Source organism: Synergistota bacterium, from assembly GCA_021159885.1.
Classification (GTDB): domain Bacteria; phylum Synergistota; class GBS-1; order GBS-1; family GBS-1; genus AUK310.
The window spans coordinates 40,370-66,284 of record JAGHDO010000057.1; the positions used below are offsets into that span (position 1 = coordinate 40,370).

At 44.0% G+C, this 25,915-nt stretch carries 28 protein-coding genes, 6 tRNA genes and 1 other RNA gene; 27 read left to right on the forward strand and 8 right to left on the reverse strand.

What is annotated here, in order from left to right:
- Positions 1 to 69: 69 nt before the first annotated feature.
- The 4 genes from J7M13_05425 to J7M13_05440 all read right to left on the reverse strand — a co-directional run bounded on the left by J7M13_05425 (position 70) and on the right by J7M13_05440 (position 1,853).
- A tRNA-Glu gene (locus J7M13_05425) sits at positions 70 to 145 on the reverse strand.
- Between the two features lie 20 nt (positions 146 to 165).
- Positions 166 to 240: transfer RNA gene (locus J7M13_05430), tRNA-Gln, on the reverse strand.
- The gene (locus tag J7M13_05435; GenBank protein MCD6363425.1) at positions 226 to 1,515 is read right to left on the reverse strand and encodes a glutamate--tRNA ligase; all 1,290 of its coding nucleotides are present in this window, start codon (positions 1,513 to 1,515) and stop codon (positions 226 to 228) included. Before J7M13_05435 ends, J7M13_05430 begins: the two co-directional genes overlap by 15 nt.
- Positions 1,512 to 1,853, reverse strand: a complete 342-nt coding sequence (locus tag J7M13_05440) for a TraR/DksA C4-type zinc finger protein (GenBank protein MCD6363426.1) — start codon at positions 1,851 to 1,853, stop codon at positions 1,512 to 1,514. The genes J7M13_05435 and J7M13_05440 overlap by 4 nt, the downstream gene beginning before the upstream one ends.
- 99 nt (positions 1,854 to 1,952) lie before the next feature.
- Here J7M13_05440 and J7M13_05445 point away from each other — a divergent pair, with 99 nt between their 5' ends.
- The 7 genes from J7M13_05445 to J7M13_05475 are packed head-to-tail and all read left to right on the forward strand — an operon-like array spanning position 1,953 to position 9,232.
- Positions 1,953 to 3,236, forward strand: a complete 1,284-nt coding sequence (locus tag J7M13_05445) for an FAD-binding oxidoreductase (protein MCD6363427.1) — start codon at positions 1,953 to 1,955, stop codon at positions 3,234 to 3,236.
- A 21-nt stretch (positions 3,237 to 3,257) separates the two neighbouring features.
- Positions 3,258 to 3,878 (forward strand): tetratricopeptide repeat protein, encoded by a 621-nt coding sequence (locus tag J7M13_05450; protein ID MCD6363428.1) that lies wholly within the window; start codon positions 3,258 to 3,260, stop codon positions 3,876 to 3,878.
- Positions 3,875 to 4,630, forward strand: a complete 756-nt coding sequence (locus tag J7M13_05455) for a fibronectin type III domain-containing protein (GenBank protein ID MCD6363429.1) — start codon at positions 3,875 to 3,877, stop codon at positions 4,628 to 4,630. Before J7M13_05450 ends, J7M13_05455 begins: the two co-directional genes overlap by 4 nt.
- Complete coding sequence (locus tag J7M13_05460) at positions 4,627 to 6,540, forward strand: hypothetical protein (protein MCD6363430.1); 1,914 nt, start codon at positions 4,627 to 4,629, stop codon at positions 6,538 to 6,540. Before J7M13_05455 ends, J7M13_05460 begins: the two co-directional genes overlap by 4 nt.
- Positions 6,528 to 7,655 carry a hypothetical protein gene (locus J7M13_05465; GenBank protein ID MCD6363431.1) on the forward strand — a complete coding sequence of 376 codons (1,128 nt, stop codon included), beginning with the start codon at positions 6,528 to 6,530 and terminating at the stop codon, positions 7,653 to 7,655. The genes J7M13_05460 and J7M13_05465 overlap by 13 nt, the downstream gene beginning before the upstream one ends.
- A 30-nt stretch (positions 7,656 to 7,685) precedes the next feature.
- Positions 7,686 to 8,711 (forward strand): homoserine dehydrogenase, encoded by a 1,026-nt coding sequence (locus J7M13_05470; protein ID MCD6363432.1) that lies wholly within the window; start codon positions 7,686 to 7,688, stop codon positions 8,709 to 8,711.
- A complete protein-coding gene (locus J7M13_05475; GenBank protein ID MCD6363433.1) occupies positions 8,708 to 9,232 on the forward strand; it encodes an NTPase in 525 nt (174 codons plus the stop codon). Before J7M13_05470 ends, J7M13_05475 begins: the two co-directional genes overlap by 4 nt.
- Here the strand turns inward: J7M13_05475 and J7M13_05480 are convergent.
- The 4 genes from J7M13_05480 to J7M13_05495 are packed head-to-tail and all read right to left on the reverse strand — an operon-like array spanning position 9,190 to position 12,415.
- Positions 9,190 to 10,146 carry an AIR synthase family protein gene (locus J7M13_05480; protein ID MCD6363434.1) on the reverse strand — a complete coding sequence of 319 codons (957 nt, stop codon included), beginning with the start codon at positions 10,144 to 10,146 and terminating at the stop codon, positions 9,190 to 9,192. The two genes, J7M13_05475 and J7M13_05480, sit on opposite strands and share 43 nt — an antisense overlap.
- Positions 10,133 to 10,702 carry an epoxyqueuosine reductase QueH gene (locus tag J7M13_05485; protein ID MCD6363435.1) on the reverse strand — a complete coding sequence of 190 codons (570 nt, stop codon included), beginning with the start codon at positions 10,700 to 10,702 and terminating at the stop codon, positions 10,133 to 10,135. The genes J7M13_05480 and J7M13_05485 overlap by 14 nt, the downstream gene beginning before the upstream one ends.
- A complete protein-coding gene (locus tag J7M13_05490) occupies positions 10,686 to 11,465 on the reverse strand; it encodes a tRNA (adenine-N1)-methyltransferase (protein ID MCD6363436.1) in 780 nt (259 codons plus the stop codon). Before J7M13_05490 ends, J7M13_05485 begins: the two co-directional genes overlap by 17 nt.
- Positions 11,462 to 12,415, reverse strand: a complete 954-nt coding sequence (locus J7M13_05495; protein MCD6363437.1) for a diguanylate cyclase — start codon at positions 12,413 to 12,415, stop codon at positions 11,462 to 11,464. Before J7M13_05495 ends, J7M13_05490 begins: the two co-directional genes overlap by 4 nt.
- Before the next feature lie 125 nt (positions 12,416 to 12,540).
- On the opposite strand from J7M13_05495, the gene J7M13_05500 reads away from it, so the two are divergent.
- The 20 genes from J7M13_05500 to J7M13_05595 form a co-directional block, all read left to right on the forward strand.
- A complete protein-coding gene (locus J7M13_05500; GenBank protein MCD6363438.1) occupies positions 12,541 to 13,404 on the forward strand; it encodes an ABC transporter substrate-binding protein in 864 nt (287 codons plus the stop codon).
- A gap of 41 nt (positions 13,405 to 13,445) precedes the next feature.
- Positions 13,446 to 13,535, forward strand: a tRNA-Ser gene (locus J7M13_05505).
- Between the two features lie 9 nt (positions 13,536 to 13,544).
- A tRNA-Arg gene (locus J7M13_05510) sits at positions 13,545 to 13,621 on the forward strand.
- A gap of 14 nt (positions 13,622 to 13,635) precedes the next feature.
- Entirely contained in the window at positions 13,636 to 14,100 is a 465-nt protein-coding gene (gene tadA, locus J7M13_05515; GenBank protein MCD6363439.1) for a tRNA adenosine(34) deaminase TadA, read from the forward strand.
- 2 nt (positions 14,101 to 14,102) lie between these two features.
- Positions 14,103 to 14,194, forward strand: a tRNA-Ser gene (locus tag J7M13_05520).
- A gap of 15 nt (positions 14,195 to 14,209) precedes the next feature.
- Positions 14,210 to 14,301 (forward strand) — tRNA-Ser (locus tag J7M13_05525).
- Between the two features lie 23 nt (positions 14,302 to 14,324).
- Positions 14,325 to 14,589: signal recognition particle sRNA large type (gene ffs / locus J7M13_05530), an RNA gene on the forward strand.
- Between the two features lie 30 nt (positions 14,590 to 14,619).
- Positions 14,620 to 15,027, forward strand: coding sequence for an acyl-CoA thioesterase (locus J7M13_05535; GenBank protein MCD6363440.1), 408 nt, complete (start codon positions 14,620 to 14,622; stop codon positions 15,025 to 15,027).
- Positions 15,028 to 16,827 carry an indolepyruvate ferredoxin oxidoreductase subunit alpha gene (gene iorA, locus J7M13_05540; GenBank protein ID MCD6363441.1) on the forward strand — a complete coding sequence of 600 codons (1,800 nt, stop codon included), beginning with the start codon at positions 15,028 to 15,030 and terminating at the stop codon, positions 16,825 to 16,827.
- A 3-nt stretch (positions 16,828 to 16,830) separates the two neighbouring features.
- On the forward strand, positions 16,831 to 17,394 hold the full coding sequence (locus J7M13_05545; GenBank protein MCD6363442.1) for an indolepyruvate oxidoreductase subunit beta: 564 nt from the start codon (positions 16,831 to 16,833) through the stop codon (positions 17,392 to 17,394).
- Between the two features lie 3 nt (positions 17,395 to 17,397).
- Positions 17,398 to 18,081 carry a zinc metallopeptidase gene (locus tag J7M13_05550; protein MCD6363443.1) on the forward strand — a complete coding sequence of 228 codons (684 nt, stop codon included), beginning with the start codon at positions 17,398 to 17,400 and terminating at the stop codon, positions 18,079 to 18,081.
- A 3-nt stretch (positions 18,082 to 18,084) separates the two neighbouring features.
- Entirely contained in the window at positions 18,085 to 18,774 is a 690-nt protein-coding gene (locus tag J7M13_05555) for a hypothetical protein (GenBank protein MCD6363444.1), read from the forward strand.
- Entirely contained in the window at positions 18,740 to 20,038 is a 1,299-nt protein-coding gene (locus J7M13_05560) for a hypothetical protein (GenBank protein ID MCD6363445.1), read from the forward strand. The genes J7M13_05555 and J7M13_05560 overlap by 35 nt, the downstream gene beginning before the upstream one ends.
- A 6-nt stretch (positions 20,039 to 20,044) precedes the next feature.
- On the forward strand, positions 20,045 to 21,142 hold the full coding sequence (locus tag J7M13_05565) for a PASTA domain-containing protein (GenBank protein MCD6363446.1): 1,098 nt from the start codon (positions 20,045 to 20,047) through the stop codon (positions 21,140 to 21,142).
- The gene (gene rpe, locus J7M13_05570) at positions 21,127 to 21,801 is read left to right on the forward strand and encodes a ribulose-phosphate 3-epimerase (GenBank protein MCD6363447.1); all 675 of its coding nucleotides are present in this window, start codon (positions 21,127 to 21,129) and stop codon (positions 21,799 to 21,801) included. The genes J7M13_05565 and rpe overlap by 16 nt, the downstream gene beginning before the upstream one ends.
- Positions 21,791 to 22,705, forward strand: a complete 915-nt coding sequence (locus tag J7M13_05575) for a helix-turn-helix domain-containing protein (protein ID MCD6363448.1) — start codon at positions 21,791 to 21,793, stop codon at positions 22,703 to 22,705. The genes rpe and J7M13_05575 overlap by 11 nt, the downstream gene beginning before the upstream one ends.
- Before the next feature lie 9 nt (positions 22,706 to 22,714).
- Entirely contained in the window at positions 22,715 to 23,998 is a 1,284-nt protein-coding gene (gene rimO, locus J7M13_05580) for a 30S ribosomal protein S12 methylthiotransferase RimO (GenBank protein ID MCD6363449.1), read from the forward strand.
- On the forward strand, positions 23,980 to 24,438 hold the full coding sequence (locus J7M13_05585) for a phosphatidylglycerophosphatase A (protein ID MCD6363450.1): 459 nt from the start codon (positions 23,980 to 23,982) through the stop codon (positions 24,436 to 24,438). Before rimO ends, J7M13_05585 begins: the two co-directional genes overlap by 19 nt.
- Positions 24,435 to 25,667, forward strand: coding sequence for a competence/damage-inducible protein A (locus J7M13_05590; GenBank protein MCD6363451.1), 1,233 nt, complete (start codon positions 24,435 to 24,437; stop codon positions 25,665 to 25,667). The genes J7M13_05585 and J7M13_05590 overlap by 4 nt, the downstream gene beginning before the upstream one ends.
- A partial coding sequence (locus J7M13_05595) for an RNA 2',3'-cyclic phosphodiesterase (GenBank protein MCD6363452.1) occupies positions 25,645 to 25,915 on the forward strand: 271 nt, incomplete at its 3' end. The genes J7M13_05590 and J7M13_05595, both read left to right, overlap by 23 nt.

Consider the following 25,915-nt stretch of genomic DNA (forward strand, 5'->3'; position numbering starts at 1 on the left):
AATTGATTTAGTTTGCGACATAAAAAAATAGGGAAGGCTTTAAAACCTTCCCTATTTTTTATCTTTTTATGGCAGCCCCTGCGGGATTTGAACCCGCGTCGTCGGACTGAGAACCCGACATCCTAGGCCGCTAGACGAAGGGGCCACCTCATTAGCTTTATTATATGGCTGGGGAAGGAGGACTCGAACCTCCACGCCGGGATCCAGAGTCCCGTGTCCTGCCACTTAGACGATTCCCCAGCGCCTTATTCTTTCAATCGTTCTTTTCTTACCAAGAACTTCCATTACCTCAAATAGGGGAGGTGTTACCTTCTTTCCGCTAATTGCTACTCTTATAGCTTGGGCGATATACTTTAGCTTAATGCCCTTCTTCTCGGCGAAAGCTCGTAAACAAACCTCTATATTTTTAGCTTCAAAAGATTTTATACTTTCTAATTCCTCTGCTACCTCCCTCAGGAGATCTTCCTTACCTCTGATCTCCTGCTCCACGAGCATTTTATCATAAGTCGGTTCCTTTTTCAAGAAGTAATCGCTAAAATCAGCAAGCTCTACTAAGGTTTTGCATCTTTCTTTTATCAAATCTATTATCTTCATAAGATAACCCTTATCGAGCTCTTCATCTTTGCTGATCCATCCTCTTTCTTCCCAGAATGGCAGAACAAGATCGTAAAGCTTATCAGCTGGGGTTTTCCTTATATATTGTGCGTTCATCCATTCGAGCTTTTTCATATCGAATACAGCTCCTCTTTTTATGACCCTTTCTAAGGAGAATAACTCTATAAGTTCTTCTCGCGAGAAAATTTCTCTATCTAATCCCGGATTCCATCCAAGCAAGGCAAGGTAATTAAAGAAAGCGTCCGATAGGAAACCAAGCTTTCTATATTCTGCCACAGAGGTAGCGCCATGTCTCTTGCTTAGCTTTGATTTATCAGGTCCAAGAATCATGGGAAGATGAGCAAATTGTGGGAGCTCCCATCCGAGAGCTTGGTATAAAAGGATCTGCTTGGGAGTATTGGCTATGTGATCTTCTCCTCTTATGACATGTGTTACTCCCATTTCATGGTCATCTACTACGACAGCGAAGTTGTAAGTTGGAGTTCCATCGGATTTTATCATTACGATGTCCTTAAGTGTTTCGTTCTTGATGGTGATCTTTCCCCAGACTATATCATCCAGTGTGGTTTTGCCTTCTGGAATTTTGAATATTAGTGCGCCATTTTCCTCGTAGCCCTTTCCCTCAGAGACGAGTTTTTCCGCATATTTTCTGTATATATCCAGCCTTTCACTTTGCCTATGAGGGCCCTCATCCCAGGTAAGCCCAAGCCAGGTCAAGCCCTCCAAAATGGTTTCTTCCGCTTCTTTTGTTGATCTTAGTCTATCACTATCCTCTATACGCAAAATAAAAATGCCCTTTTTATTTCGGGCGAATAGCCAATTAAAGAGAGCCGTTCTCGCTCCTCCGACATGAAGGGCCCCCGTGGGGCTGGGAGCGAACCTGACTCTGACCACCTTTATTTCCTCCCCGCTTTGCTCAGCTTTTTCTCACACTCTATACATCTTTCAGCAAATGGAACAACTTCTAATCTCTCCTCGCTTATCTCTCTTCCACAATCAACGCATAAGCCATAGGTTCCCTTTTCAAACCTTTTTAAGGCTCTTTCAACTCTCTTTAACGTTTTTTCCGCTTCTTCCTTCTCTCTGAAGAGCGAATCCATCTCATTCATGTAGTTTGCTACATCTACTTCTTCTGAACCTATGTCTCGAGGTCCTTCCTTTTCTATTGCCTTAATTCTCTTAGTGAGCGTTTCTTTCATCTCCTCAAGACGTTTCTTAAAGCGAGATAGATCCCTCATTTTTTCACCCCTTATCTTTTAAAGACTTTTAAAGATTATAAAACCATCTTTATGATAAAATCAAGTCTGTGGAACGAAAATTTTAAGGAGGTTTTGTCTATGTCCCTTAAGGGTATGGTTGAGAATATAGTGGGCACGGATAATGTGAGGGAGCTGGAAGGTGGAGGAGTGCTTGTTGAACCTGAAACGATAGATGAGATCAGAAATATCATCAAAGTTGCAGCTGAGAAGGGTTATAAAATCTTTCCTCGCGGATCGGGAACGGATGTGGAAGGTAAGATTAATAGTGATATAGTACTTTCCACTTTAAAGTTACGAAAGATCCTCAGAGTGGATGAGACAAACATGCTTATTGAGGTTGAGGCAGGTACGATAGTAAGCGATCTTATCTCTGCTCTTGTTAAAGCGGATCTATTTCTTCCGTGTAGTCCAACGAGTGCTGGATTCTCTACGATAGGAGGAAGTATCGCTACTAACGCTGTTGGTTTAAGAGCCTTAAAACACAGGTTTATGGGAGGATATGTTGTTGGAATAGAGGTTGTGCTTCCAGATGGAGAAACGGCAGCCCTCGGGTATCGTGATCTGGGGCGAATGGCCTGTGGGATAGAGAAGCTCTTTGTGGGGACAAGAGGTGCTTTTGGAATTATTTCAAAGGTTTGTCTTAAGGTTGTTCGTAAACCCTTATTTATTAGAACGTTAGTCATAGCTTTTGAGGATATCTTAAGCGCTGGGCGGGTCGCTCTTAATATTGTGTCTACTGGCATAATGCCGTTTAGCTTGGAACTCCTTGATTCGAATAGTCTTGATATTGTTGGAGGGAGCTTCGATTTTCCCCGGGGAAGTGGAGCTATCTTAATTGTTGAAACGGAGGGATTTCCAGATGCGGCTATAATGGACGCTAAGAGAATTATGAAAATGGGCGAAGATGGTGGGGCTCTTTATCTTAAAGTCTTGGAGAATTTGGAAGAGTGGCACCACATATGGAAGCTCAGAAGAGGAATTTTCAGATCTGTAGTGTATTCCCAAACTCCTTTTTTGTTTGAGAACGTGGTCGTGCCACGTTCCTCTTTAATAAGCCTATGTGAGGGAATTATAGGTATTCTTCGTAAAACCGGAGCTAAGAGCACTGTTTTTGGACATATTGGGGATGGAAACTTGCATATCTGCTTTTTAGAAGGGAGCGCTGAGCAAATTTCTCAAGCTTCTAAGGAGCTTCACGCCTTAGTAAAGCGTCTTAATGGGACAGTGTTGAGAAGAAGAGGAAGGTTGATTGGAAGGGCGACCCTTTTGCAAGATGACGATCGAGCGCAAATAATGAGACGTCTTAAAGACGCTTTGGATCCTAAGGGCGTTATAAGCTCTGAGCCTGTATTTATGTTATAATCCTTCTTGAGGTGATGCCAAATGAAAAGGATAATTTTAATAGTTGTGTGCGTTTTACTGGTTGTATTTGCTGCTTTGCCTGCTATTGGACAGCAGACGGGCAGCTCATCGGACATCGAAAAGCTCGTTACAGAGCGTTATTTCGAGGGAGCGTATAACTACTATCAGGAGGGGCAATATGATATGGCCATCAAATACTACAATATTGTCTTAAGCAGAGATCCAAACCATGCAAAGGCTCTTTATTGGCTTGCAAGGCTTTATCAGGAACTTGGTTTATTTAAGCAGGCACTTGCAACTTGGCAGAGATTGCTTGTGGTGCAGCCCGATAATAAAATAGCTAAGTATTTTGCGAAGAAATGCAAGGGAATAATAAAGCATGGTGAGGAAGCCTATGATACTTATGAGCGCGCTTACGATGTTTACTTGAGGGGGAATAAGGAAAGAGCGTTAAGACTTTATGAAAAAGTTTGTGCATTAAGTCCGACTTTTGAGAAGGCCTTCCTGTGGGCCGGTAGAGTTTCCTTCGAGCTGGGTTATTACGATAAGGCGGAGTGGTATTTACAGAGAGCGTTGAATCTCGATCCGAAGGACAAGATAGCCAAATATCTGCTTAATCAGGTGAGAAAAGCTAAAAAATGAGGGGAGAACACCTGCTAAGACTTTTGTCGTTCTTAGCATTTGGGATAGTGATGGTTGCGGTTACTGCTTCTGCTTTTTCACTTCCTCTTCCCCCTTCGAATCTCGAGGCGGAAATAGTTTCTCCAACTCATATTAGACTTACTTGGTGGGATAATTCTACGGATGAAGATGGATTCTTAATAGAGAGGAAAACATCTTCAAGTAGCTGGAAGCAAATGGGTTATACACCTCCTGATGTTAATGTTTATAACGATGAGGGCTTAACCCCTGGGGAAACATATTATTACAGGATAAGAGCTTATGAGGATACCTATTATACCGATTATTGTGAGCTCTCTCAGCCTGTGACTACCATAGGCTTTCCTGATCCGCCAACTGATCTCAGTGGTAAGGCACTTTCTTCCTCGGAAATAGAGCTTACTTGGGAAGATAGATCTGATAATGAGCTTGGTTTTATAGTCGAGAGAAAATGGGGAAGAAACTGGATAGAGGTTGATGTACTTCCTCCCAATATGGAAAGTTTCATCGATACAGGACTCTCGGAATATACGAAATATACCTATAGGGTTTTGGCTTTCAATCAAGCGGGGAGAACTTCGTCAAATGAGGTGGAGGTCAGAACGCTTCCATCAGGAGGGGAGGTTATCTTAAGCGCTGGCTGTGCGCTTGGCGAGGGTAGTCTCGGGGTGGTACTTCTGTTTCCGATTATAGCTTTAGCTACTATTAGCTTGGGGAGATGGATCAAAAGATGAGGTTGTTTTTAGCTATACTCTTTTTGTTTATTATGACCAGTGCTGCGGTTGCAGATACATGGACCGTCATGATATATATGAATGCTGATAATAACTTGGAAGAGTATGCTATTTCCGATTTTCTTGAGATGACCTCTGCTCCTCTTGGAGAGAATTCTAATCTTACGTTGGTCGTTCAATTTGATAGGGTTCCGGGATATGCGACCTCGGGTGATAATTATGACGATTGGACGGGAACGTACAGGTTCGTTTTAACGCAAGGTATGACTCCTTTTTCTACTAATGCTGTTTCCTTTTTAGGGGAGGTAAACATGGGTTGTTCAGAAGCCCTTATAGACTTCGTTTCATGGGCTGAAGATAATTACCCTGCAGATCACTATGCTCTCGTACTTTGGAATCATGGAGATGGTTGGAGAGCAAGGAATCTTAGGGTTTCGTGGAAAAGCGCTGGGTACGATGAAACGAGCGACGATTATCTTTATATAGATGAGCTTCAAACCGCTCTCAGGATATTAAAAAATAGAGGTTATGAGATAGATCTTATTGGATTTGATGAGTGTCTAATGGCGATGGTTGAGGTTGCCTACGAGATTAGAAACTACGCTTCTTTTATGGTGGCCTCGGAGGAGGTGGAACCAGGAGAGGGATGGAAGTACGACGTTTTCTTAGCTGATCTCGCTAATGCGCTTGATAGTGGGGTAAGCGTTTCTCCCGAATATCTGGGCAAGATGATAATAAATAGCTATATGGAGACGAGTGGAGCTACGCTTTCTCTTATAGATCTTGGAAGGATGGACGATATAGCTTCTCTCCTCAAGGAGCTTTCTTCTGCTCTGATAGAAAAGGTCCCGCTTGCAAGAGTTTCAAGGGCAAAGGCGACTTCCTTTTACCTCCCATCTGTGATAGATCTTTACTCTTTTTGTGCCTTTCTTGCTGGTTGGAGAACATCTGTTTCAGAACTTGCCTCTTCCTTATGCGATGCGATTAAAAGTGCCGTCCGAGAAAATTATTCAGCTTATGGAAATGCTAATGGATTGAGCATATTTTTCCCAGATAGAGGAGAGGGGTCTTATGATAGATTTTATGATGATGGGAGACATGATTTTGCGAATTTCACGGGATGGGGAGACTTCTTGAAAGCCTATCTTAAAGAAACAAGAGATGTGGAAGAAATTAAGTGGGGGGACATGGAAATAGATGGAGTTTTGAGCGATTCTGACATAGCAGGAGCTCTTGTTCTGCCTCCAGAGGACCTTTCAACTTCAGCCACGTCCTCGATTTCTGTTTATTTAAAGAACGATCAGGAATATCTTTATATAGGTATCAGGAGCTATAATGACGAGAGCCTTGATATAGGAGATTCTCTGATAGTTTATCTTGATTCTAACGATGATGGTTCCTTTCCTTCAACGAGAGACACTGATGAAGGGGAGCTTAGGGTATTTTACGATGGGAGTCAATGGGTGGCTTACTTTTATCCGTTATGGTATGACTATTCTCAATATAGAGTTAGATCTCTCGATGCGGTTTTCTGTCCTGAGGTTGAAGCGGAAGGGGAATTAAGCGAGGATGGCTTCCTTGAGATGGAGGTAAAGATACCTCTGGGTACAGGAAGATTTCCTTTTAAGGCGGGATCTGAGATAGGATATTATCTCCAGGTCTATGACGGTGGAGAGGATGCGTTTGTTGGAGAATATCCCTTCCTTAACTTTTCTGATACTGCAAGCCTTGAGCCTTTAATGTATGGAGCTCTGAAGCTTGAGAAAAGCGGTGGTGGAGGAGGCGGCGGAGACGAGTTTATCGCATCGGCTGGTTGCTCGTCTGTTGAAGGAGGAAGCTTCCTTTACTTTGCTCCAATGCTTGTGGGATGGCTTCTGATACTGGAGGTGAGAAAAAAGTGGGAAGATTAAGATCACTTATCTTTATTTTCATCGCTCTTCTTTCTTTATCAACGCTATTATGCGGTTGTGGAGAGGGAGGAGGAAGTCCGTCAAGTCATATGCCTAAATGGACGATAATGGTCTTCATGAACGATGCTACTTTAGCCTCTCGAGAATTAGCAGGTATAGATCTCTATGAGATGAGGCAAATAGGCTCAACGGATGATGTTAAAATACTTGTGCAACGCTGTTCTGAAACCGGCAGTGGAATGGTTCGCTATCTTGTCGAGAAGGGGAATATGGAACTTCTTGGGACTCTTTCGGATGCTTCACCTACCTCTTCAGATGCTCTTGCGTCTTTTGCTAATTGGTGCTTTGAAAACTATCCGGCTGAAAAATATCTCTTGATTCTTTGGAGTAGGGATGAGGATAACTCGTGGGATGGTTTAGTTAGCTGCCTTAATCTTTCTAAGGCTCTTTCTTCCTTTACGGAGAATGTAGATCTGCTCGTTTTAGACTCATCGGTTAAAGCAGAGCTTGAGCTTTTGGATGAGCTTAAGGGAAATGTGTCTGTAGTTGTGGCTCTTCAGGGTGCCATGCCCGATGATGGCTTTAACTATGAGAATATCTTTCAGAAAGTAGTTGCAAATCCTCATCATACCGCATTGGAAGTTTCGGGAAGTTTCGTTGAAGATTTTAAAAATCTCTATCAGGGGAGAAACGATGTGGCGATATCGGTTATCGATATAGCTAAGGTAGCGGATGTTGTAGGCTATCTTAATGACCTTGGTAGTGATCTTCTTAACTTTTCGGATACTTCTGCTCTCTGGGGGATTGTTCTTCAAACACAGTCTTATTTCATAACGCCTGGTGAGGAGGCTTCTTTCAGAGATCTTTATGATTTTTGCGAGAGGCTCGGAGCTTTGGATTTAAGCGATTCTACCAAGGAGACGATAGAGAATCTAAAAAAATCGATAGAGGATATGGTCAAAAATGAATGGCATGTCTCAGATGGTATAGTTTCTGGATCTCGCGGCGTTTCACTCTATATATATACTCTTGGAAGTAGGGAAAGCGCCTATAGCGGTTTCACGATAGCTACGGATGCCTCAGATTGGTATGAGTTTGTTAAATCAAGATTTTAAAGAGCTGGCGGGGGTGATTTTCTCGTGGGAATTAACGTTGCTTTAATAGGCTGTGGGAACGTTGGTCAAGGTTTTTTAAGTCTATTGGTTGAGAAAAAGAGCGAGCTTGAGAAAGAGGGATTGAGGATCAATGTTGTAGCAGTTTGTGATAAGCTTAGGGGCTCTGTTTACGACCCTGAGGGACTAAATGTGGTTAAGGTTCTTGAACTTGCATCTAAGTCCGAAATATCATCTTATCCTGGGGGAATAAAAGATCTCGACCCTGTATCTACCATAACTAAAACCAATGCCAATGTGGTTCTTGAGGCTACATGGACCGAGCTTAAAACGGGGGAGCCTGCTTTTACCCACATGAGGGAAGCTCTCGAGGCCCAAAAGCACGTTATAACCACCAATAAGGGGCCTATCCTTCTGCGCCTGGGAGAGCTTCTCAGACTTGCTGAGGCTAACGGTGTCGAGATAAGGTTTGAAGGGGTTGTCCTTTCAGGTACTCCAGTATTTAATCTGATTAGGGAGTGCTTGCCTGGTAGTGAGATAGTTTCCTTTAGAGGGATACTTAATGGGACTACCAATTACATCTTGACGAAAATGGAGGATGGGCTCAGTTTTGAGGAAGCTCTTAAAGAAGCTCAGAGACTTGGTTATGCTGAAGCGGATCCAACAATGGATGTTGAGGGATGGGATGCGGCAGCCAAAGCGCTTATAATGGCTAACGTCTTTATGGGAGCTAACCTGAAACTCGATGAGATAGAGTGTGAGGGTATAACATCGCTTAAGGTTGAGGATATCAAAGGAGCTCTAAGAGAGGGAGCGAGATATAAGCTTATAGCTAAAGGATATAGAGATGGCGGAAGCGTTCGGGTTAAGGTTTCTCCTGAGAAGGTTCCTTTAACTGATCCTCTGGCTAACATTTTGGGAACGCTAAATGCGGTTACATTTTCAACCGATACTGTGGGAGAGATTACCATAGTGGGTAGGGGAGCTGGTGGCAGAGAAGCTGGATATGCCCTCTTTTCAGACCTTGTTTCCCTTGCGAGGAAACTCTCAAGAGGATGAGAAAGCATCTTATATTAACTGGTCCTCCGGGCGTTGGTAAAACTACCCTTCTTAAGAAGCTTATGGAAGGGGTTTCAGATGCCCGTGGTTTTTTCACCGAAGAAATAAGGGAAGGGGGAAGAAGGCGGGGATTTAAGCTTATAACTCTCTCCGGAAGGGAATGTGTTCTCGCGCATGAATCGCTTTCTTCCCCTTATAGGGTTGGAAAATATGGTGTTAACCTAAGTGATTTTGAGAAAATTGGCGTTGGGGAGATAGAGAAAGGCCTCTCTGAGGGAGCTTCAATTATAGTCATAGATGAAATAGGTAAGATGGAGCTTTTCTCAAGGAGATTTGAGAAAGCTCTATTAAAAGCGCTTGATTCCTTGAGAGTCGTAGCCACGATGGGGAGGATAAACCATCCTGTAGTAAAAAGAATCAGAGCAAGGAAGGATGTCGAGATTATAGAGGTTAGGCTGGATAATAGAAGTATTTTAGCTCACCAGCTTAGGATTTTCCAAAGTTCGTCTCCCTCTGAATAAGGTAGGTTCCCCTCTCCTTCTACGAAGGTTCCTACGATCTTAGCTTCTATACCGCGGGCGTTTAGGGAAGATATGGCTATTTCTACATCGGATTCCGGAATGACCGCTAAAAGGGCTCCCGATCCAATTAGCTTCAAAGGATCTATATTAAGTGCGTCGCACACCTTTTTTACTATTTCGGGAATGGGAATTTCATTAAGATGAGCTTCTATGCTTAACCCGCTTCTTATCTGGAGTTCGTTTAATCCTCCCAAGACTCCTCCTTCCGTTGGATCGTGCATAAATATAGCCCACTTTCTTAGGATTTTTGCCTCTTTTACTACGGATATCTCTTCCTTTAAGGAAATAGCTTTCTCAATCTCTTGTTGCGATAGCCTTTTTTCAAGAAAGCTTCTTTTCGCTCGTGCGAGTATAGAAGTTCCTTCTATTCCTGCTCCCTTGGTTAGTATTATCTTATCCCCTGGTTTTATATTCTTGGCGGATAGCACCCTATCTGCGAAGCCAAACATCGTTCCGGAGAGTATAAGATGTTTGAATTTCCTTGTTATTTCTGTGTGTCCTCCAACGAGACTGGCTCCTATTTTCCTGCACTCTCTGTCTATCTCCTTCATGAGAGTTTCAAGATCTTCCTCTTCCCAGCTTTCCGGAACTATTATAGTAGTGGTGAAAAAGGATGGATCTGCTCCCTTTGATGCAACGTCATTAGCGTTTATATGGACGAGGTAAAACCCTGGTTCCTCGTCGGCTCCAACTATAGGGTCCGATGATACTACGAGGTATTTTTTCCCTTCAACGTTGATAACAGCGGCGTCTTCTCCCACCGCTGGACCAAGCTCTACGCGGGGATTAGGTGCTCCAAGGTAGGGGAAAACGAGCTTTTCCATCATATGAGGGGGAAGCTTACCCAGTTCCATTACTTCCTTCCTCCTTTCTAATACTAAATATGCAACCGCAATAGTTTTGCCTGTATAGATTTGATTTTTTGCTGAGCTCAACACTCTTTTTAAAACCATTCTTTTTCCTGAAAATTCTTTCGATAAATTTTAAACCGGTTTTCTCGGCTATCTCTTTTCCCAATGAGTTTATCAGCACTACATCTTTATGGGGGCTTATCGTTAGTGTCGTTGTGAAGGCTTCTATTCCAAGCTCTTTGGCTTTTAAAGCGGTTCTCTCAAGCTGTAGACGAAAGCATTTTTCACATCTTTTACCACCTTCGGGTTCTTTCTCAAGGCCTTTCATTTCTTTGACCCAGCTTTCCGGGTCATACCTCTCAAATATCACTGTGAATTTCCACTCCCTGGAGAGCTTAACGAGTGCTTCTTTTCTCCTTTCATACTCCTCTATTGGATGAATATTGGATCCATAGAAGTATCCTATAATGGTTTCGAACTCCTTTGATAGCTCTAAGAATGGATATGTAGCATCTGGGGCACAACATATATGAAGCAATACTTTAGATTTCCTTTTCATCTCGCTTAACAAGCGTAGCAAAGATTAAAAAGCCGGTATGGGCTATCATGTTGTCTTCTGGTCTTATTCTTCCAGGGAAGGGGCGAATATCACGCTTAAGCAGCTCTAAGGATCTTATCCAGGTGAATCCGTTATCTTTCAGAGCTTCCGTTAGCTTTTCCAGCTGATTATAAGTTGGGCAGATGGCTCCAAAGTGTCTTCCCGGAAGTAGAGCTTTTCTGACGTGCCTTAGATAGTCCCAAGGATTCGGCAGATCAAGGAATATCGCATCTACTCCTTCCTCATCGAATCCCTCTTCTATGTCTCTGATCTTTATTTCCACCCTATCTATTACCCCCCATTTTCTAAGGTTTTCCTCGGCAAGGTTAGCGAATGACCTTCTTCTTTCATATGAGAAAACCTTTCCGTTTTCTCCAACGAAATGGGCTAATATCGTTGTCAGTGAACCGCTACCAGATCCGCACTCTATAACTCTGGCTCCGGGGAATATGTCAAGGTACATAAGTATATATCCCGCTTCTTTTGGAAAGATTATCTGAGTTTGACGTTTTATTCTTCTTGTGAACTCTCCGATGGGAGGTTTTATCAAAAAGAACTTTTCTCCCTTGTGTGTCTTGATAAAATCGCCATATTCCTTATTTAGAGCATCACTTAAGTTTATTTCTCCAAGGTGGGTTGAGAACTTTCTCTTACTCAACCTCGTTAAAAAGGATGCTCCCGATTCCGAAAGTAATAGAACCAGATCCTTCTCCTTAAGTTTCATTTTTTACCTCCCTCTGTTGGTATGGATAAGAAAACTCCTCGGCTATAAAACGTCGTTTTATTCCTGCCTTTCTTCTTCGAAATGTAGAGCGCTTCATCAGCTAATTTTATCATATCTTCTTTATCCCTTATGGTTTCCTCAGGATAAGAGCAAATTCCAAAGCTCATGGTTATAGTGATAACCTTTCCATTCCCTGGTACTAGAATCTGACTTTGGCTTATTTTACTGCGTAGCCTTTCCGCCGTGGTTATCGCCCCATCTAAGCTCGTATTTGGCAAGATGATCATAAATTCCTCACCGCCATATCTTCCTGCGATGTCCGCTTCTCTAATGTTCTCTCTTATAAGGCTTGCAGCTTTTTTAAGAACCTCATCTCCTGCTAAATGTCCATAAGCATCATTGATGCTTTTAAAGTGGTCGAGGTCCGAGATTATCACAGACATAGGGGTTTTATATCTTTTGCTTTTTTTAAACTCCATTTCTAAGCTCGTCATGGCGTGTCTCCTATTATATAGCTTCGTTAGTTCATCCGTTATGGACATTTCCAATAACTTTTGGTTCATTTCTCTCAATCTATCATATAGCTTTTTTGTTCTCAAAGCAGCCTTTACACGAGCAGTGAGCTCTACCTCATCGAAAGGTTTTCTTATATAGTCTATGGCTCCCTTCTCGAGGGCTTCCTTTAGATACCTCTTATCTGTTGCAGATGTGATTATTATTACCGGAAGCCATCCCCTCTCGAGCTTTATTATCTGCTTGATAATGTTTACACCTATGGTGTCTGGTAGAAACATGTCGAGTATAACCAAATCGTACTCAGCTTCAGCCGTCTTCTGCACAGCCTCGCTTCCGCTTGAGGCTTCCTCTATCTGAGATCTTAGCTCTCTTTCCAAGATATTTCTAAGCAGGGCTCGTATCAGCTTGCTGTCATCTACTACGAGGATTTTCACTCCTACAGTATCACTCCTTCCAGGAAAAAAATCACATTAAAAATTATCACACACATCTCTTGATTAGGCAACACCTTTGGCCTTAGGGTATAAAAGCGTGTGATAAAAGCTTGCCTCAGAGGGTTTTGGCGCTCATAGGATGGCCTTGGAGTGGCCTTGCTCTCGGGGCAGCACCAGTGGCTGAGGAGCTTAAGGTGCCGATGGTCTGCACGTGGGCAACCAATCCAAAGGTAACTGAAGGGAGAAAATACGTTTCGAGAGTTGCTTTCATAGACACCTTCGGTGGAAAGATTATAGCGACCTTCCTGGTTAAGGATAAGGGTGTTAAAAAGATAGCTATCCTCCAAGACACGAAACAGCCTTATTCCACAGGTCTTGCCGAGTTTGCTAAGAAGGAAATAGAGGCTCTGGGAGGGACCGCGAAGATTTACTCCACTGAGACGGGCGCCTCACCTCCTGACGTAGCTAAGGTTATAGATGAGATCGTTAAGAGCAAGCCTGAGGCCGTTGTGATGACCGTTTATTCGAGAGAAGCTGCAATGAGCTTGGCTCTTCTCAAGGAGAAGGGCTTTAAGGGTATCAGGATGATGGGAGATACTGGAGGATCTCCATCTCTCTGGGAGATGTCCGGTGGGGCTGTTGATGGAATGTATTTCTATGATCACTTCCATCCAGATGGCGCTAAGACGGGAATAGCGGAGAAGTTCGTTGAGCAGTTCAGAAGCAAATATAATAAGGAACCTTATGCTGCAGCTGCGGTTGCCTATGATGCCTATCTGATAGTATATAACGCTATAAAGAACTGTCTTAAGGATGGGAAAGAGCTGACGAGGGATAACATTAACTATTATATAAGACATACGAAAGATCTCGAAGGTGTGACCGGTAAGATCACAATAGATCCTGAAGCTGGTAATCCGACAAAGCCCGCTTTCCTTATTCAGTGGAAGGGCAACAAGCCAGTATTCCTTAAGCTTATAACTCCTTGACAATTAATAAATAGATTGCTAAAATCTTTACGAGAATAGGCGGTGAGGTGGCCGAGTAGGTCGAAGGCGCTCGCCTGCTAAGCGAGTAGAGGTAACTCCTCTCGAGGGTTCGAATCCCTCCCTCACCGCCATTAGGATGCGCGCCCGTAGCTCAACTGGATAGAGCGGTGGACTACGGATCCACTGGTTGGGGGTTCAAGTCCTCTCGGGCGCGCCACTTAATTTAGGAAAATGGATGTCTTAAATATAGACGAGTACTTTATGAGAATTGCGCTTGAGGAAGCGAGAAAAGCGGCAGATGAGGATGAGGTTCCAGTAGGAGCGGTTGGAGTTATAGGAGATGAGATTGTAGCCAGAGCTCACAATAGGCGAGAGCAGTTGCAGGATCCCTTAGCGCATGCTGAGCTTTTTGTGATAAGGGAAGCTGCTTTAAGGCTAAGAAGCTGGCGTTTGGTTGACCTTGTTATTTATGTTACGCTTGAACCTTGTCCAATGTGTGCGGGTGCGATGGTTCAGGCGAGGATAAAGCGTCTGGTATATGGATTGGCGGATCCTCGTTCTGGAGCTGCAGGAAGCGTTATGAATATACTTCAACATGAGAGCCTGAATCACTCCGTTGAGGTAAAAGGAGGGATTCTGGCGGAGGAAAGCAGGGAGCTTTTAAGGGCTTTTTTCTCCAGAAAAAGGAATAAGTAGGCGGAGAGATGGCCGAGGGGTCGAAGGCGCTCGATTCGAAATCGAGCAGGCGGTTGATCCCGCCTCGCGAGTTCGAATCTCGCTCTCTCCGCCATGTAGGAATAAGAGCGGAGAGGTGGCTGAGCGGTCGAAGGCGCTCGCCTGGAGAGCGAGTGGGCGGTTGATCCCGCCCCGGGGGTTCAAATCCCTCCCTCTCCGCCATTTAGTTTAGGAAAAAGCCGTGGTCGTGCTAGACGGGGAGGTAGCGGTGCCCTGAACCCGCAATCCGCTATAGCGGGGTTGAATTCCTATCAGAGGTTTCCTCTCATGGGAGCTGTCTCAGGTTGAAGGCGATGAAGGCTGGGTCCCGTGCGGCAGAGAGCCGTGAACCCCGCCAGGCCCGGAAGGGAGCAACGGTAAGCGGTATTCTCTGGGTGCCACGGGGGTGCTTGGCTGGAGCTGGAGGCCCGAGAAACGTCCTGGGGGAGGAAATCGACGATAGGTGCACGGCCACGGTTTCTTTTTAGGCTAAGGAGGTAGATACCGTTGGAAATAGAGATAAGCTTGAGAGTTAGATATGGAGAGACCGACAAAATGGGTGTTGTTTACTATGCGAGATATCTGGATTGGTTTGAGGTCGGCAGAACCGAGCTGTGTAGGAGAGCGGGACTTCCCTATGCTGAGCTTGAAAAAATGGGGTTTTTCATGCCTGCAGTTGAAAGCTGGTGCCGTTATAAATCCCCAGCTTTTTATGATGATCTTTTGACGCTCAGAGCAAAGCTTGAGGAAATAACGGATTATTCGGTTTCGTTCTCTTATAGGGTTGAAAGAGGTGGTAAGCTGATAGCCCTTGGGAAAACTAAACACTGCTTTGTGGATAGAAATGGTAGGATGATTAAAGTTCCGAAAAGTTTTATATCTCTCTTTGGAAAGGAGGTAAATAAGTAGGTGGAGAAGATACTTCTTGGAAATGAAGCGATAGCGAGGGGAATAGTCGAGAGCAGCGCTGAGGTTGTGACTTCCTATCCTGGTACGCCTTCATCTGAGATACTTCCAGCTGTGGCGAGATTTTATAAGGAAGAAGGAATAGATGCTACCGTGGAATGGTGCGTTAATGAGAAAGTGGCATTCGAAATAGCTGCTACTGCGTCCTTTGCTGGTAAAAGATCTGCGGTAGCGATGAAGCAAGTGGGGCTTAATGTAGCGTTTGATCCGTTTATGAGTGTGGCTTATACGGAACCAGCCGCGGGCTTTATAATAGTTTCAGCTGATGATCCCGGCCCTCACAGTTCTCAGACGGAGCAGGATAGCAGGTTTGCTGCTATGATGGCTAAGGTTCCCGTTTTTGATCCATCTTCGCCCCGTGAGGCCAAGGAGATGGTCAAGTTTGCGTATGAATTTTCGGAGAGACATAGGATTATGGTAATGATTAGACCTGGATTAAGGGTATGCCACGCAAGGCAAAACGTTCCACTGGAAGAGCTTTCATTCGCTCCTAAGAAAGGAGAATTCGTTAAGGATGTAAAAAGATGGGTATGTTTACCTGCTATAAGAAGGGAGCATCATAAGAGGTTAAATGATAAGCTGAGACAGATAGGTGGGGAACGAGATCCTTTTACGGTTATAGAGAACTCGGGGGAAAGCTCCTTGGGTATAATAGCAAGTGGCGTTAGCTATGCAATAGTTAAAGATATACTTGAAGGGTACTCTATAAATGCTCCGCTTCTTAAGGTAGGTAGAGCGTTTCCTATCGATGAGAGAGCGTTGAATGAGTTTTTATCACTTTGTGATAAAGTTTTGATATTTGAGGAAACCTATCCTGTTATAGAGCTTCAAGTAGAGGAGAGAAGAAGGGTCTTAGGAAAACTGAGTGGGTATGTTCCTGGAGCGGGAGAGCTGACACCTGAGGTTATAAGGGATGTTTTGTCTAAGCATTTCCCGCTCAGCTTTGAGGGAGAGCCCCAGGGATATAGTGAGGCTCTATCTGAACTTGGCGTAAAGGTGAGAAAGCCCGTTTTATGCCCGGGTTGTCCCCATAGAGCTTCTTTCTTTGCCCTAAGGAGAGCTTTTCCGAAGGGAATTTACCCCAGTGATATAGGATGCTATACCCTTGGTGTGAATCAAAAAGCGGTTGATAGCGTTATCTGCATGGGCGGTGCCGTGACCATGGGTTCGGGCTTTAATGTAGCGTTGGGGGATGATGTTCCTGTCATTTCCACGATAGGGGATTCCACTTTCTATCATATGGGGGTGCCAGGCCTTATAGATGCTGTTTATAATAAGCGCAGGTTTATACTATTTGTCTTGGATAATCATATTACAGCTATGACTGGTGGGCAACCTACCCCGGAGTTTGGCGTTAATCTCATGAAAGAGGGAGAAAAAGTTGACATGGTTAAGCTCATTAAAGGATGTGGTGTGGACTTCGTTGAGGTGGTTGATCCCTATGATATCCCCCGAACCATATCTGTGCTTAAGGAGGCAGGGGAATATGTAAAGCGGGAGAAAAAGGTAGCGGTGGTTATAGCTAAGCACCCGTGTAAGCTCCTTGAGAGAAAGAAATATGATAAAAAGATCTACGTTGATGAATCTAAGTGTACGGGTTGTAGATATTGTATAGATGAGTTCGTTTGCCCAGGATTGATATTTGACGAGGATAAAAATAAGGCCATGATAGACCCCAGATTTTGCATAAATTGTGGGGTTTGTGTTCAGGTATGTCCGGTAAAGGCTATAAAGGAGGAATGAGTCATGCAGATAGTATTTTCCGGTATAGGTGGCCAGGGAATACTTTTAGCAACACGTGTTATAGCTGAATATGCCCTATCAAAGGGCTTTAACGTTATAGGTTCTGAGGTACATGGTATGGCACAGCGAGGGGGTAGTGTGGTTTCTCACCTCAAGGTGGGGGATTATAAAAGCCCCTTAGTCGCTCAAGGTGAAGCGGATCTTTTAATTTCATTCGATTGGCATGAGGGGTTGAGAAACCTCCCTTTTCTTGCTAAAAGAGGGATAGCTCTTTTAAATAGCGATATAGGCTCGCGAATAGAGCATCCCGTTTTAAAGGATCTCATAGAAGGAAGAGAGCTTAGGATATATATAGTGGATGGGTATAAGATAGCTCTTGGAGAGCTTAACGCTCCTATGACTCTAAATGTAGTTATGCTGGGGAAGTTAACATCGCTTCTGAGAGATAAATTTCCTCCAGAGGAGATAAAGAACGTTGTGGGGAAGATGGTTCCCACAAAATACAAAGATTTAAATTTGAGAGCCTTTGATATGGGAAGAGGAGCGGAAGTAAGGGAGGTGAGATAAGCAATGTTTTTCTTCTGGGATTGGACTTTCCTGCTATTAATTCCTGCACTTCTCTTGGCTGTTTACGCTCAAGCGAAGGTCCAATCCACCTATAGAAAATATGCTGCCGTTCCAGCTGCCGTAAGAAAACCAGCATGGATGGTAGCTCGTGAGATCTTAGATAGAAACGGTTTGGGACATGTGGCTATAGAGATGATACCCGGAGAGCTTACGGATCACTATGATCCTCGGGCTAAGGTTTTAAGATTGTCGTCAGCGGTTTACAATAACCCATCAATAGCTGCTATAGGTATAGCTGCTCATGAAGCCGGTCATGCACTTCAACACGCTACAGGTTATCTTCCCCTTTCGATAAGAAACGCCATAGTTCCAGTGGCAAATATAGGGTCTCAACTTGCTATACCTTTCTTCTTCTTGGGATTTCTCTTTGGTATTCCAAGTCTTATGGATATAGGCATAGTTGCGTTTTCCGCTGCCGTTGTTTTCCAGCTTATAACTCTTCCGGTTGAATTCGATGCAAGCTCGAGGGCTATAAGGGTTCTTTACACGGGGGGATTTGTTTCAAATAGAGAGAAAAAGGCAGTTGAGGAGGTTCTTGGAGCTGCTGCGTTAACCTATGTTGCTGCTACTGCTATGGCAGCGCTTCAGCTTATAAGGTTGCTTATTCTGAGGGGGGAGAGGGATTAAAGGTTGCCTTTACTGATTTTATTCTTACTGTTTCTGTTTTTAGCACCTTGGATGCTTCTCCCCCTTCTTTTCTTTTTCGTCATACTCGTATTTCTTTTACCCTTTGGTTTTACGCTATACTCACTTTATACGATATTAACGGTACCTGTTGAAATATGGAGAATAGCAACGAATAAGAAACTTAGGAAAAATCACGCTCTCGAACATGCTACTATTAATGTTATAGAGGAGAAGTTTGGTCCCAGCAATCTCGCAGGACTTGCCAGGAAAGAAGGCTTTTATATAAAGGGCTTGGTAGACCCGGTTCTTCTTGAGGAAGCGGCACGTGTAGCTCTCTTTCGCCTGAGAAATGGAGAGAAAAGATTAGCGGTGCATAAGAGATGTGGTACCACCATAGCCATTATAAACTTTGTGGGGGCAGTTTCCTTTCTCGCACTTCTTTTCTTAACCGGGTACTTTACCATCTTGAACGTCATAATAGCGCTTCTCGTTTCCTATCTTATAGGCCCTCTCTTGAGCCCATGGGTTCAGCTTAGGTTTACGACACTACCAGAGGTAGACGACATGGAAATAGTTGGTGTGGAGTACAAAGGACCCGATTTGCGAACGTGGGGTCTGCCTTTCTTTTATATTCCTACAGACCTTTTCGTGAGGACCATTGAGAGAAAAGATTTGGGAAAGGTATTCACTTGATGTTTTAAGGAGAGTAGAAAAGGGGAGCTGGATAGAACCCCTTATAAGAACTTGGGTTGATGAAGGGAGAATTCCGCGAAAGGCTGTTGCTTTCGTTGCGGAGGTTTCTTATGGAGTAGTACGCTATTTCTATTTGCTTTCGTGGATAGCAGAAAGGATCATTGGGGAAAAAAGATGGAAAAAGCTTCCCGGCGGAGTTAAATGGATAATACTATTGGGGCTCTATCAGCTTAGATTTCATTCGTCGGAGAAGGCGCCTTTCGTTTGTTATAGACTTGTGGAGCTGACCAGGGAGCTTTTTCACTCTGGTTTGGCGAAGCTTGTAAATGCTGTTTTGAGATCTTATCTAAGGGATAGAATATCTCCTGAGGAGGGAGATATTGCTACTCTATATTCGTACCCGCGCTGGCTCGTTGAGGATCTGCTGGAATTCTTTCAAGATAAGAGATACGTCATCAGACTCCTTGAGAGGGGAAATAGAAGACCTAAGCTTTATATTAAGGTTAATCTAAGTAAAATTAGCGAGGAGAAGTTCGCTTATCTTCTTGCCGATAGTGGGGTAGAGTTTGAAAAGGTAGGTTTTCTTACAGGGGCTTTTCTGTTGAAGGAAGGCGTTTTTCCCGCTCGACTTCCTGGTTGGAAGGAGGGCTTTTTCTGGCTGGAGGGGTTATGCTCCATGCTTGCGGTAGATGCTCTTGAACCGGGAGAGGGTGATAAGGTTTTGGATCTATGTGCGGGAAGGGGAGTGAAATCGGCAGATATCGCTCAGCGTCTTGAGAAAAAGGGAGTTCTTATTTCCATTGACTATTATTGCTGGAAGCTTAAAGAGCTTAAAAGACTGCTTAGGAAACTTGGCTTTTCTCCTGATGCAGTTATCGCCATGGATTTAACCCTCCCTAATCCGGGTTTTTCAAATTGGGCTTCTAAGATTATGCTCGATGTTCCATGCTCTAATCTTGCTGATCTTGGAGGAAAGCCAGAGATAAAACTTAGATTAAATCGTCAAAACCTTATGGAGCTTGTTTCTCTCCAGGAGCGATTGCTCAACGTCGCATCAGATTATCTAAGGCGAGGAGGGAGGCTTGTTTATTCTACATGTACTTTTCATCCTGCGGAGAACGAGAGAATCGTCAAGGATTTTCTAGCTGCTCATCCGGAATATGAATCTATGGCAATTGATGGCATTGATAGGTTTTCAGATAGAATAACCGAGTATGGGTATTATATAGAGGATGGATTTTTTGCCCTCCTTAGAAGGAGGTGAGGTAAGTTGAAGAGGGTAGTGTTTCTACTTTTTCTGCTTATAGGTGGTCTTGCGGGGTTTCTTTATGTCTATCTTGGTATAGGAGCTCCGAAGGTTATAGTCCCTCCATTAGTTGGAAAGGAACTAACTTCTGCAACTAAGCTTTTGAATTCCATAGGGCTTCACCTTAAAGTTACTGGGGAAGAATCAAGCACAACTTTTCCTCCTAATTATATAGTTTCTCAGAAGCCTTTACCCGGGCTAAGTGTTAAAAAGGGAAGCGTTATAGAAGTTGTCATAAGCGGAAAAGGAGATATGGTAGAAGTTCCCGATCTCGTGGGACACAAGCTGAGCGAGGTTTTGGTCTTTATAAAAGAAGCGGGGCTCGTTCTCGGAGATGTTGTGAAGATAAATTACTTGCTTGCGGCTGATAATGTGGTTTTAGGACAATCCGTATCCCCTCATAGGAGGGTTCGAAGGGGTAGTAAAATAGATTTGCTTGTGAGTCTTGGTCCTGTGACGAATAAGGTTTCCGCACCTGATCTTATAGGCATGAGCGTTAAACAGGCAAAAAGGGTTCTTCAAGATGCAGGGCTTAAGTTAGGTAAGGTTTTTGAAAGGGTGCAGAGCGGGACACCTGGTGTTATCATAGCTCAGTCTCCCAGGCCTTATACTGAGGTTCCGCTTGGAAGCGAGGTGGATATAACAGTGAGGAAGGCTTCACCGGCTGCTGCTTCTCAGCCCCCAGGTGAGGAATCTACTCAAGCAACGGCAGAAACGCAGTCCCAGCTTCCTCAGAGTGGAGCAACGTCTCTTGCTTCCATCCCGGGAACTGAGATTCCCTCAGCAACCGCACCTCAGGAGAAGAAGGAAAAGATAGGAATGATTATACCAAAGGGAACTCGCTTAATAGATTTTACATTTAAGGTGCCTCCAGGTAAGAGGGAGAAACTCGTGGAGATAATACAGATAGATGTTAAGGGAGAGCATCTTGTTTTTAGGAGGAAGTGCAAGCCTGGTGAGATTATAAGCTTGAGATTACCGGCTTTTGGTGATAATGTAATAAGGGTTCTGGTTGATGGAAAATTTTATTCGGAGGATAGGTATCCATGGAAGAAAAGGTGAGAATTGCTCCTTCAATTTTGGCGGCAGATCTTTTATCACTGGGTGAGGTGCTTTCTCAGATATCCAGCGAGGTCGATCTACTTCACTTGGATATCATGGATGGCCATTTCGTTCCTAACTTATCGTTTGGGCCCAAGCTCGCTTCTGACATAAGAAAGCGCTTTCACTCTGAATTCCTTCTCGAGGTTCATCTTATGGTTGATCAGCCTTCCCACTGGGCGAGTATATTTGCTGAAAAAGGGGGGGACATAATAATCTTTCACTGGGAAGCGGAGAAGCACCCCTTGAGGCTAATAAGAAGCATAAAGGGCAAGGGGAAAAAAGCTGGAATAGCTTTTAATCCGGCTACCTTATGGGAGGAGGCGAAGCTCATACTTCCAGAATTAGACTATGTTCTTGTGATGAGCGTAGATCCCGGTTTTAGCGGTCAATCTTTTATACCATGGATAATATCTAAGATTGAAACTTTAAGAGAGTACAGAGATAAAGAGGGTCTAAGTTTTGAAATCGTGGTTGATGGAGGGGTTAATGTAGAAAACGCTTCTCTACTGAGGAAAGCAGGAGCTACCGTTTTGGTAGGTGGGGCGTCGATATTTTATGCAGATGATCCCGTTAGAGCGATAAGAGCGTTAAGGGGGGATCGCGTGGATGTCAGATAACCCTGGGAAGAAGAATGAAATGAGAGTTGGTGAGATAATAAGGAGAGAGCGGGAGAAGAAGGGTATAAGCGTGGAGCAGCTTTCGGAAATGACTAAGATAAGTAAGGAGTTTATAAAGGCTATAGAGGAGGAAAACTTTGATGTTCTACCTGGAGATGTGTATACGGGAGGTTTTATAAGAAATATATCGATGACCTTGGGGCTTGATCCAGAAGAGATGAGAAGGCTTTATAAATCCCAGCGGAGGCGAGAGTATGAGGAGGAAGTAATGAAAGAGGCGGTGGAAACTCTTCCTCACTATGATGCGGATGTGGATAAGGGTATCAAGCCCAAGAAACCATGGCTTCTGGTTTTATTACTCTTGCTTCTTGTTGCGGGAGGAGCTTTCTATCTATATACTTCACGTACGGGTAATTTGACCTTCCTAACCAAAAGTTTTGTGAAAGGTGAGCTTGGGACACCAGCGACTTCTTCAGCGTCTGTGGTTTCGTCAGAGGTGAAGGAGAAAATGGTGCCTGAAAAGCTCGCAACGGCAGAAACCTCCGCTCTATCACTCGTTTCCTCTGAAACGGAAGCTTCTTCTCTCGAGGAGAAAGGATTGGCTACATCTCCTGTTGCGCTTTCTACAAAGCCGGTTTTAACTTCTCCTGAAAGAGAGGAGCTAAGCTTGAGAGTTGTAGCTGTGGGAAGGTGTTGGATCAGGGTTATAGCAGATGGAAAAAAGGTTTATGAGGGGACACTTGTGAAGGGAGACGAGAAAAGCTGGAAAGCCCGGAATAGCATTAAGGTAAGGTTTGGGAATATTGCTGGAGTGAAGATATATTTTAATGGAAAGGAGATCACTCCTCCCTCTGGCAGGGGTGGAGTTGTAGATATGACTTTTCCTATAAAGGAAGAGAGGTAGTTTTATAGATTGAAGGTAGCAGTAGTCAGCTTAGGTTGCCCAAAGAACGAAATCGATACGGAACTTATTCTTGGGAAATTAGTTGAGGAGGGGATGGAAATAACTTCTAAGCTTGAGGGAGCTGATCTTGCCCTCGTGAATACATGTGCTTTTATAGACTCTGCTATTGAAGAGTCGCTTTCTTGGATTTCAAAGTTGGTTTTCCTTAAGAGGAAAGGCGTTATAAAGCGCATAGCTGTGGTGGGTTGTCTCTTTCAGAGATACACGGGGAAACTATTTGAGTATTTTAAGGATGTGGATTATTTTGCGGGGACAGGATACCCTCACGAAGTAGGGATTTTCCTTGTAAATTGCTTAAAAAATGGTCTCGGAAGAAAGGTTTTCCTCAAAGAGCTTCCTACCTCGTGGGTTGAAAAGGGATTGCGCATACCTATAAAGAGAGCGTTTTATTCTTATCTGAAGATAGCAGAGGGGTGTAATAATAGATGTGCGTATTGCGTTATACCGAAGCTACGAGGGCCCTATAGAAGTAAGCCACTGGATATGATCCTTGAAGAAGCGGAGGGGATTTTAAAGACCGGTGTGAAGGAGCTAATCCTCGTCTCTCAGGATAGCACTCTTTATTCTCCTTCTCTCTCTTTGCTTTTAAAGAAGCTGAGCGAATTAAACGGAGATTTCTGGATCAGGGTTCTTTATCTTAATCCTGCGCGAATTACAGCGGAGCTGTTAGAGACGGTGCTTTCCCTCGAGAAGGTTTGTTCATATCTCGATATACCTATTCAGCATGTTGATGATCGTGTTCTCTCCTTGATGAAAAGGAGGTATACCTATCGCGATCTCTACTTACTATTTGGTGGGATAAGAGCTATAAGCGATGAAATATGCCTTAGAACCACTGTGATGCTTGGCTTTCCAGGCGAAGGGAGAGAAGCTTTTGAGAAGCTTTTATCATTCATTTCGGATATCCGTTTTGATAAGTTAGGAAGCTTTATATATTCCCCGCAGGAAGGAACCGAGTCTTATAGGCTAAAGCCGGTGCCTTTAAGAGTTGCTAAAAGGAGAAGAGACATGCTGATGAAACTTCAACAGGCTATATCGCGTAGGCGAAACGAATCTCTGGTTGGAAAAACGCTACGAGTTCTGGTTGAATTCCCAGGAATGGGCAGAAGCTATAGGGATGCCCCTGAGATAGATGGTATAGTATATTTCAACGGGGGCGCTCAACCTGGTAGCTTTGCTAATGTGAAAATCCAGAGGGCGGGTGATTATGATCTATGGGGCACGATGGAATAGGGAAGTTAGCTTACTACTTCGCAACCTTTGGTGGATTGGGAAAACTATTTGAGAATAGAATGCCTGGTACTATTGCCACGGCAGTTGCTCTTATAATAAGGTGGAAGATCGACCTTGGTTTCTTTCCTATAGTGGTGTTGTTTTTCATTGGCGTTTGGGCTTCACATGTCTATTCAAAGGCCTTAAGAGATGACGATCCTCCCTGTGTTGTTATAGATGAGGTTGTGGGGTACTTCGTGGCTATGTATGGTTTTAGCGATATAATGTTACTTCCGAGCTTTTTTTTCTTCAGAATTCTTGATATAGTCAAGCCCTTTCCTGTAAGAGCGTTCGAAAAGCTGCCGGGGGGATGGGGTATAATGATGGATGATGTAATAGCTGGTATAGTTTCGAATGTTCTTATATCTCTCGGAGTCTGGTTCTGGGGGTTGCAAAGATGAGAGCGGTTGTTTTATCCACAGGCGATGAGGTTTTGTTGGGGGAGATAAGTGAGAGCAATGGGGGTTTTATCTCTCGTGCTCTCGTAGAAGTAGGAATAGATGTGTTTGCCAGATTTATCGTTGAGGATGACAGGGAAAAGCTTATAGACATTATGAAGATAGCCCTTGATAACGCCGATATGTTAATAATAACTGGTGGGTTGGGTCCTACGGATGATGATCTGACAAGAGAGGCAGTGGCTTCTTTATTGGGTGTGAAGCTTGAGCTTAGAGAGGAAGCGAGGAAGTGGATAGATGATTTCTTTAAGCGTCTTGGAAGAGATGTTCCTCCAGAGGCCGAAAAACAGCTTCTCTTTCCTGAGGGAGCCGAGATAATACCTAACGAGCTGGGAACCGCGTGTGGTTTTTTCATAGAGCGGGGCGGTAAGGTTATAGCTGCTCTCTCAGGTGTACCCTGGGAGGCGGAGAGGATGTTTAACAGATATCTTTTACCCAGACTTTCGAGGGGTAGAGAGATATTTCTAAAGAGACTTCATATCATTGGATTAAGAGAGACCCAGGCTTTCAGGATTCTCAAAAGCCTTGATCTCGGTGATCGCGTTAAGGTGGGAATATGTGCATCCTTGGGAAGCATTACCATATATCTTAGAGGGAATGAGGAATACGTTTCGAGGGCTGCAGACTTGATAAGGGAGGCTTTTGGAGAGTTCCTGTATGGAGAGGATGGGAAGAGCCTTGAGGAAGTGGTTGCTGAGCTATGCTGGCGAGCTGGAACGACGATATCGATCGCAGAATCATGCAGTGGAGGACTATTAGGACATAGGTTGACTAATGTCCCCGGAAGCTCAAAATACTTTAAGTGTGGTGTGGTGAGCTATAGCAACCTTTCCAAGGCGAAATTGCTTGGCGTTCCTATGAAGCTTATAGAGCAGAAAGGAGCTGTGAGCGCTGAAGTAGCGGAAAAAATGGCTGAAGGGGTTAGAACCTTGGGTGACAGTGATATTGGCATTGGTATAACTGGCATAGCAGGTCCCACAGGTGGTAGACCTGGGAAGCCCGTTGGAACGGTTTATATTGCCCTTGCTTCGGAAGCTAATACTCATATTGAGAGAAATCAGTTTAGCGGTACTCGTGAGGTTATAAAGTATAGGACTACGCAGCGTGCTCTTGATCTTATAAGAAGATTCTTGCTGGAGGTGGATCCGTTTGGCTCAGAGGGAAATAATTAGATCGTTTGTTTGTATAGAGATTCCGGTTGATATAAGAAATGAAATGGAAGGCTTTCTCAAGGAGCTAAGGGGTTTGGATAGAAGAGTTAAGTGGGTCAAGGGGGAAAACCTTCACCTCACTTTAAAGTTTCTGGGGGAGGAACCTCATACGAAGGTGGAAAGGATAAGAAGTTCTCTTCAAAGCGGAATTCCAGACTTAAACTTGAAGCCGTTTAGCCTTTCTCTCAGGGGAATAGGGGCTTTTCCGA

What these genes read in the sequence shown, in the direction of transcription:
- J7M13_05550 (MCD6363443.1), top strand. Translation starts at nt 17,398, where the DNA reads ATGTTTTTCTTCTGGGATTGGACTTTCCTGCTATTAATTCCTGCACTT.
- J7M13_05585 (MCD6363450.1), top strand. Translation starts at nt 23,980, where the DNA reads ATGGGGCACGATGGAATAGGGAAGTTAGCTTACTACTTCGCAACCTTT.
- J7M13_05545 (MCD6363442.1), top strand. Translation starts at nt 16,831, where the DNA reads ATGCAGATAGTATTTTCCGGTATAGGTGGCCAGGGAATACTTTTAGCA.
- J7M13_05450 (MCD6363428.1), top strand. Translation starts at nt 3,258, where the DNA reads ATGAAAAGGATAATTTTAATAGTTGTGTGCGTTTTACTGGTTGTATTT.
- J7M13_05475 (MCD6363433.1), top strand. Translation starts at nt 8,708, where the DNA reads ATGAGAAAGCATCTTATATTAACTGGTCCTCCGGGCGTTGGTAAAACT.
- J7M13_05590 (MCD6363451.1), top strand. Translation starts at nt 24,435, where the DNA reads ATGAGAGCGGTTGTTTTATCCACAGGCGATGAGGTTTTGTTGGGGGAG.
- J7M13_05440 (MCD6363426.1), bottom strand. Translation starts at nt 1,853, where the DNA reads ATGAGGGATCTATCTCGCTTTAAGAAACGTCTTGAGGAGATGAAAGAA.
- J7M13_05490 (MCD6363436.1), bottom strand. Translation starts at nt 11,465, where the DNA reads ATGAAACTTAAGGAGAAGGATCTGGTTCTATTACTTTCGGAATCGGGA.
- tadA (MCD6363439.1), top strand. Translation starts at nt 13,636, where the DNA reads ATGGATGTCTTAAATATAGACGAGTACTTTATGAGAATTGCGCTTGAG.
- J7M13_05445 (MCD6363427.1), top strand. Translation starts at nt 1,953, where the DNA reads ATGTCCCTTAAGGGTATGGTTGAGAATATAGTGGGCACGGATAATGTG.
- J7M13_05480 (MCD6363434.1), bottom strand. Translation starts at nt 10,146, where the DNA reads ATGGAACTGGGTAAGCTTCCCCCTCATATGATGGAAAAGCTCGTTTTC.
- J7M13_05455 (MCD6363429.1), top strand. Translation starts at nt 3,875, where the DNA reads ATGAGGGGAGAACACCTGCTAAGACTTTTGTCGTTCTTAGCATTTGGG.
- J7M13_05575 (MCD6363448.1), top strand. Translation starts at nt 21,791, where the DNA reads ATGTCAGATAACCCTGGGAAGAAGAATGAAATGAGAGTTGGTGAGATA.
- rpe (MCD6363447.1), top strand. Translation starts at nt 21,127, where the DNA reads ATGGAAGAAAAGGTGAGAATTGCTCCTTCAATTTTGGCGGCAGATCTT.
- J7M13_05460 (MCD6363430.1), top strand. Translation starts at nt 4,627, where the DNA reads ATGAGGTTGTTTTTAGCTATACTCTTTTTGTTTATTATGACCAGTGCT.
- J7M13_05485 (MCD6363435.1), bottom strand. Translation starts at nt 10,702, where the DNA reads ATGAAAAGGAAATCTAAAGTATTGCTTCATATATGTTGTGCCCCAGAT.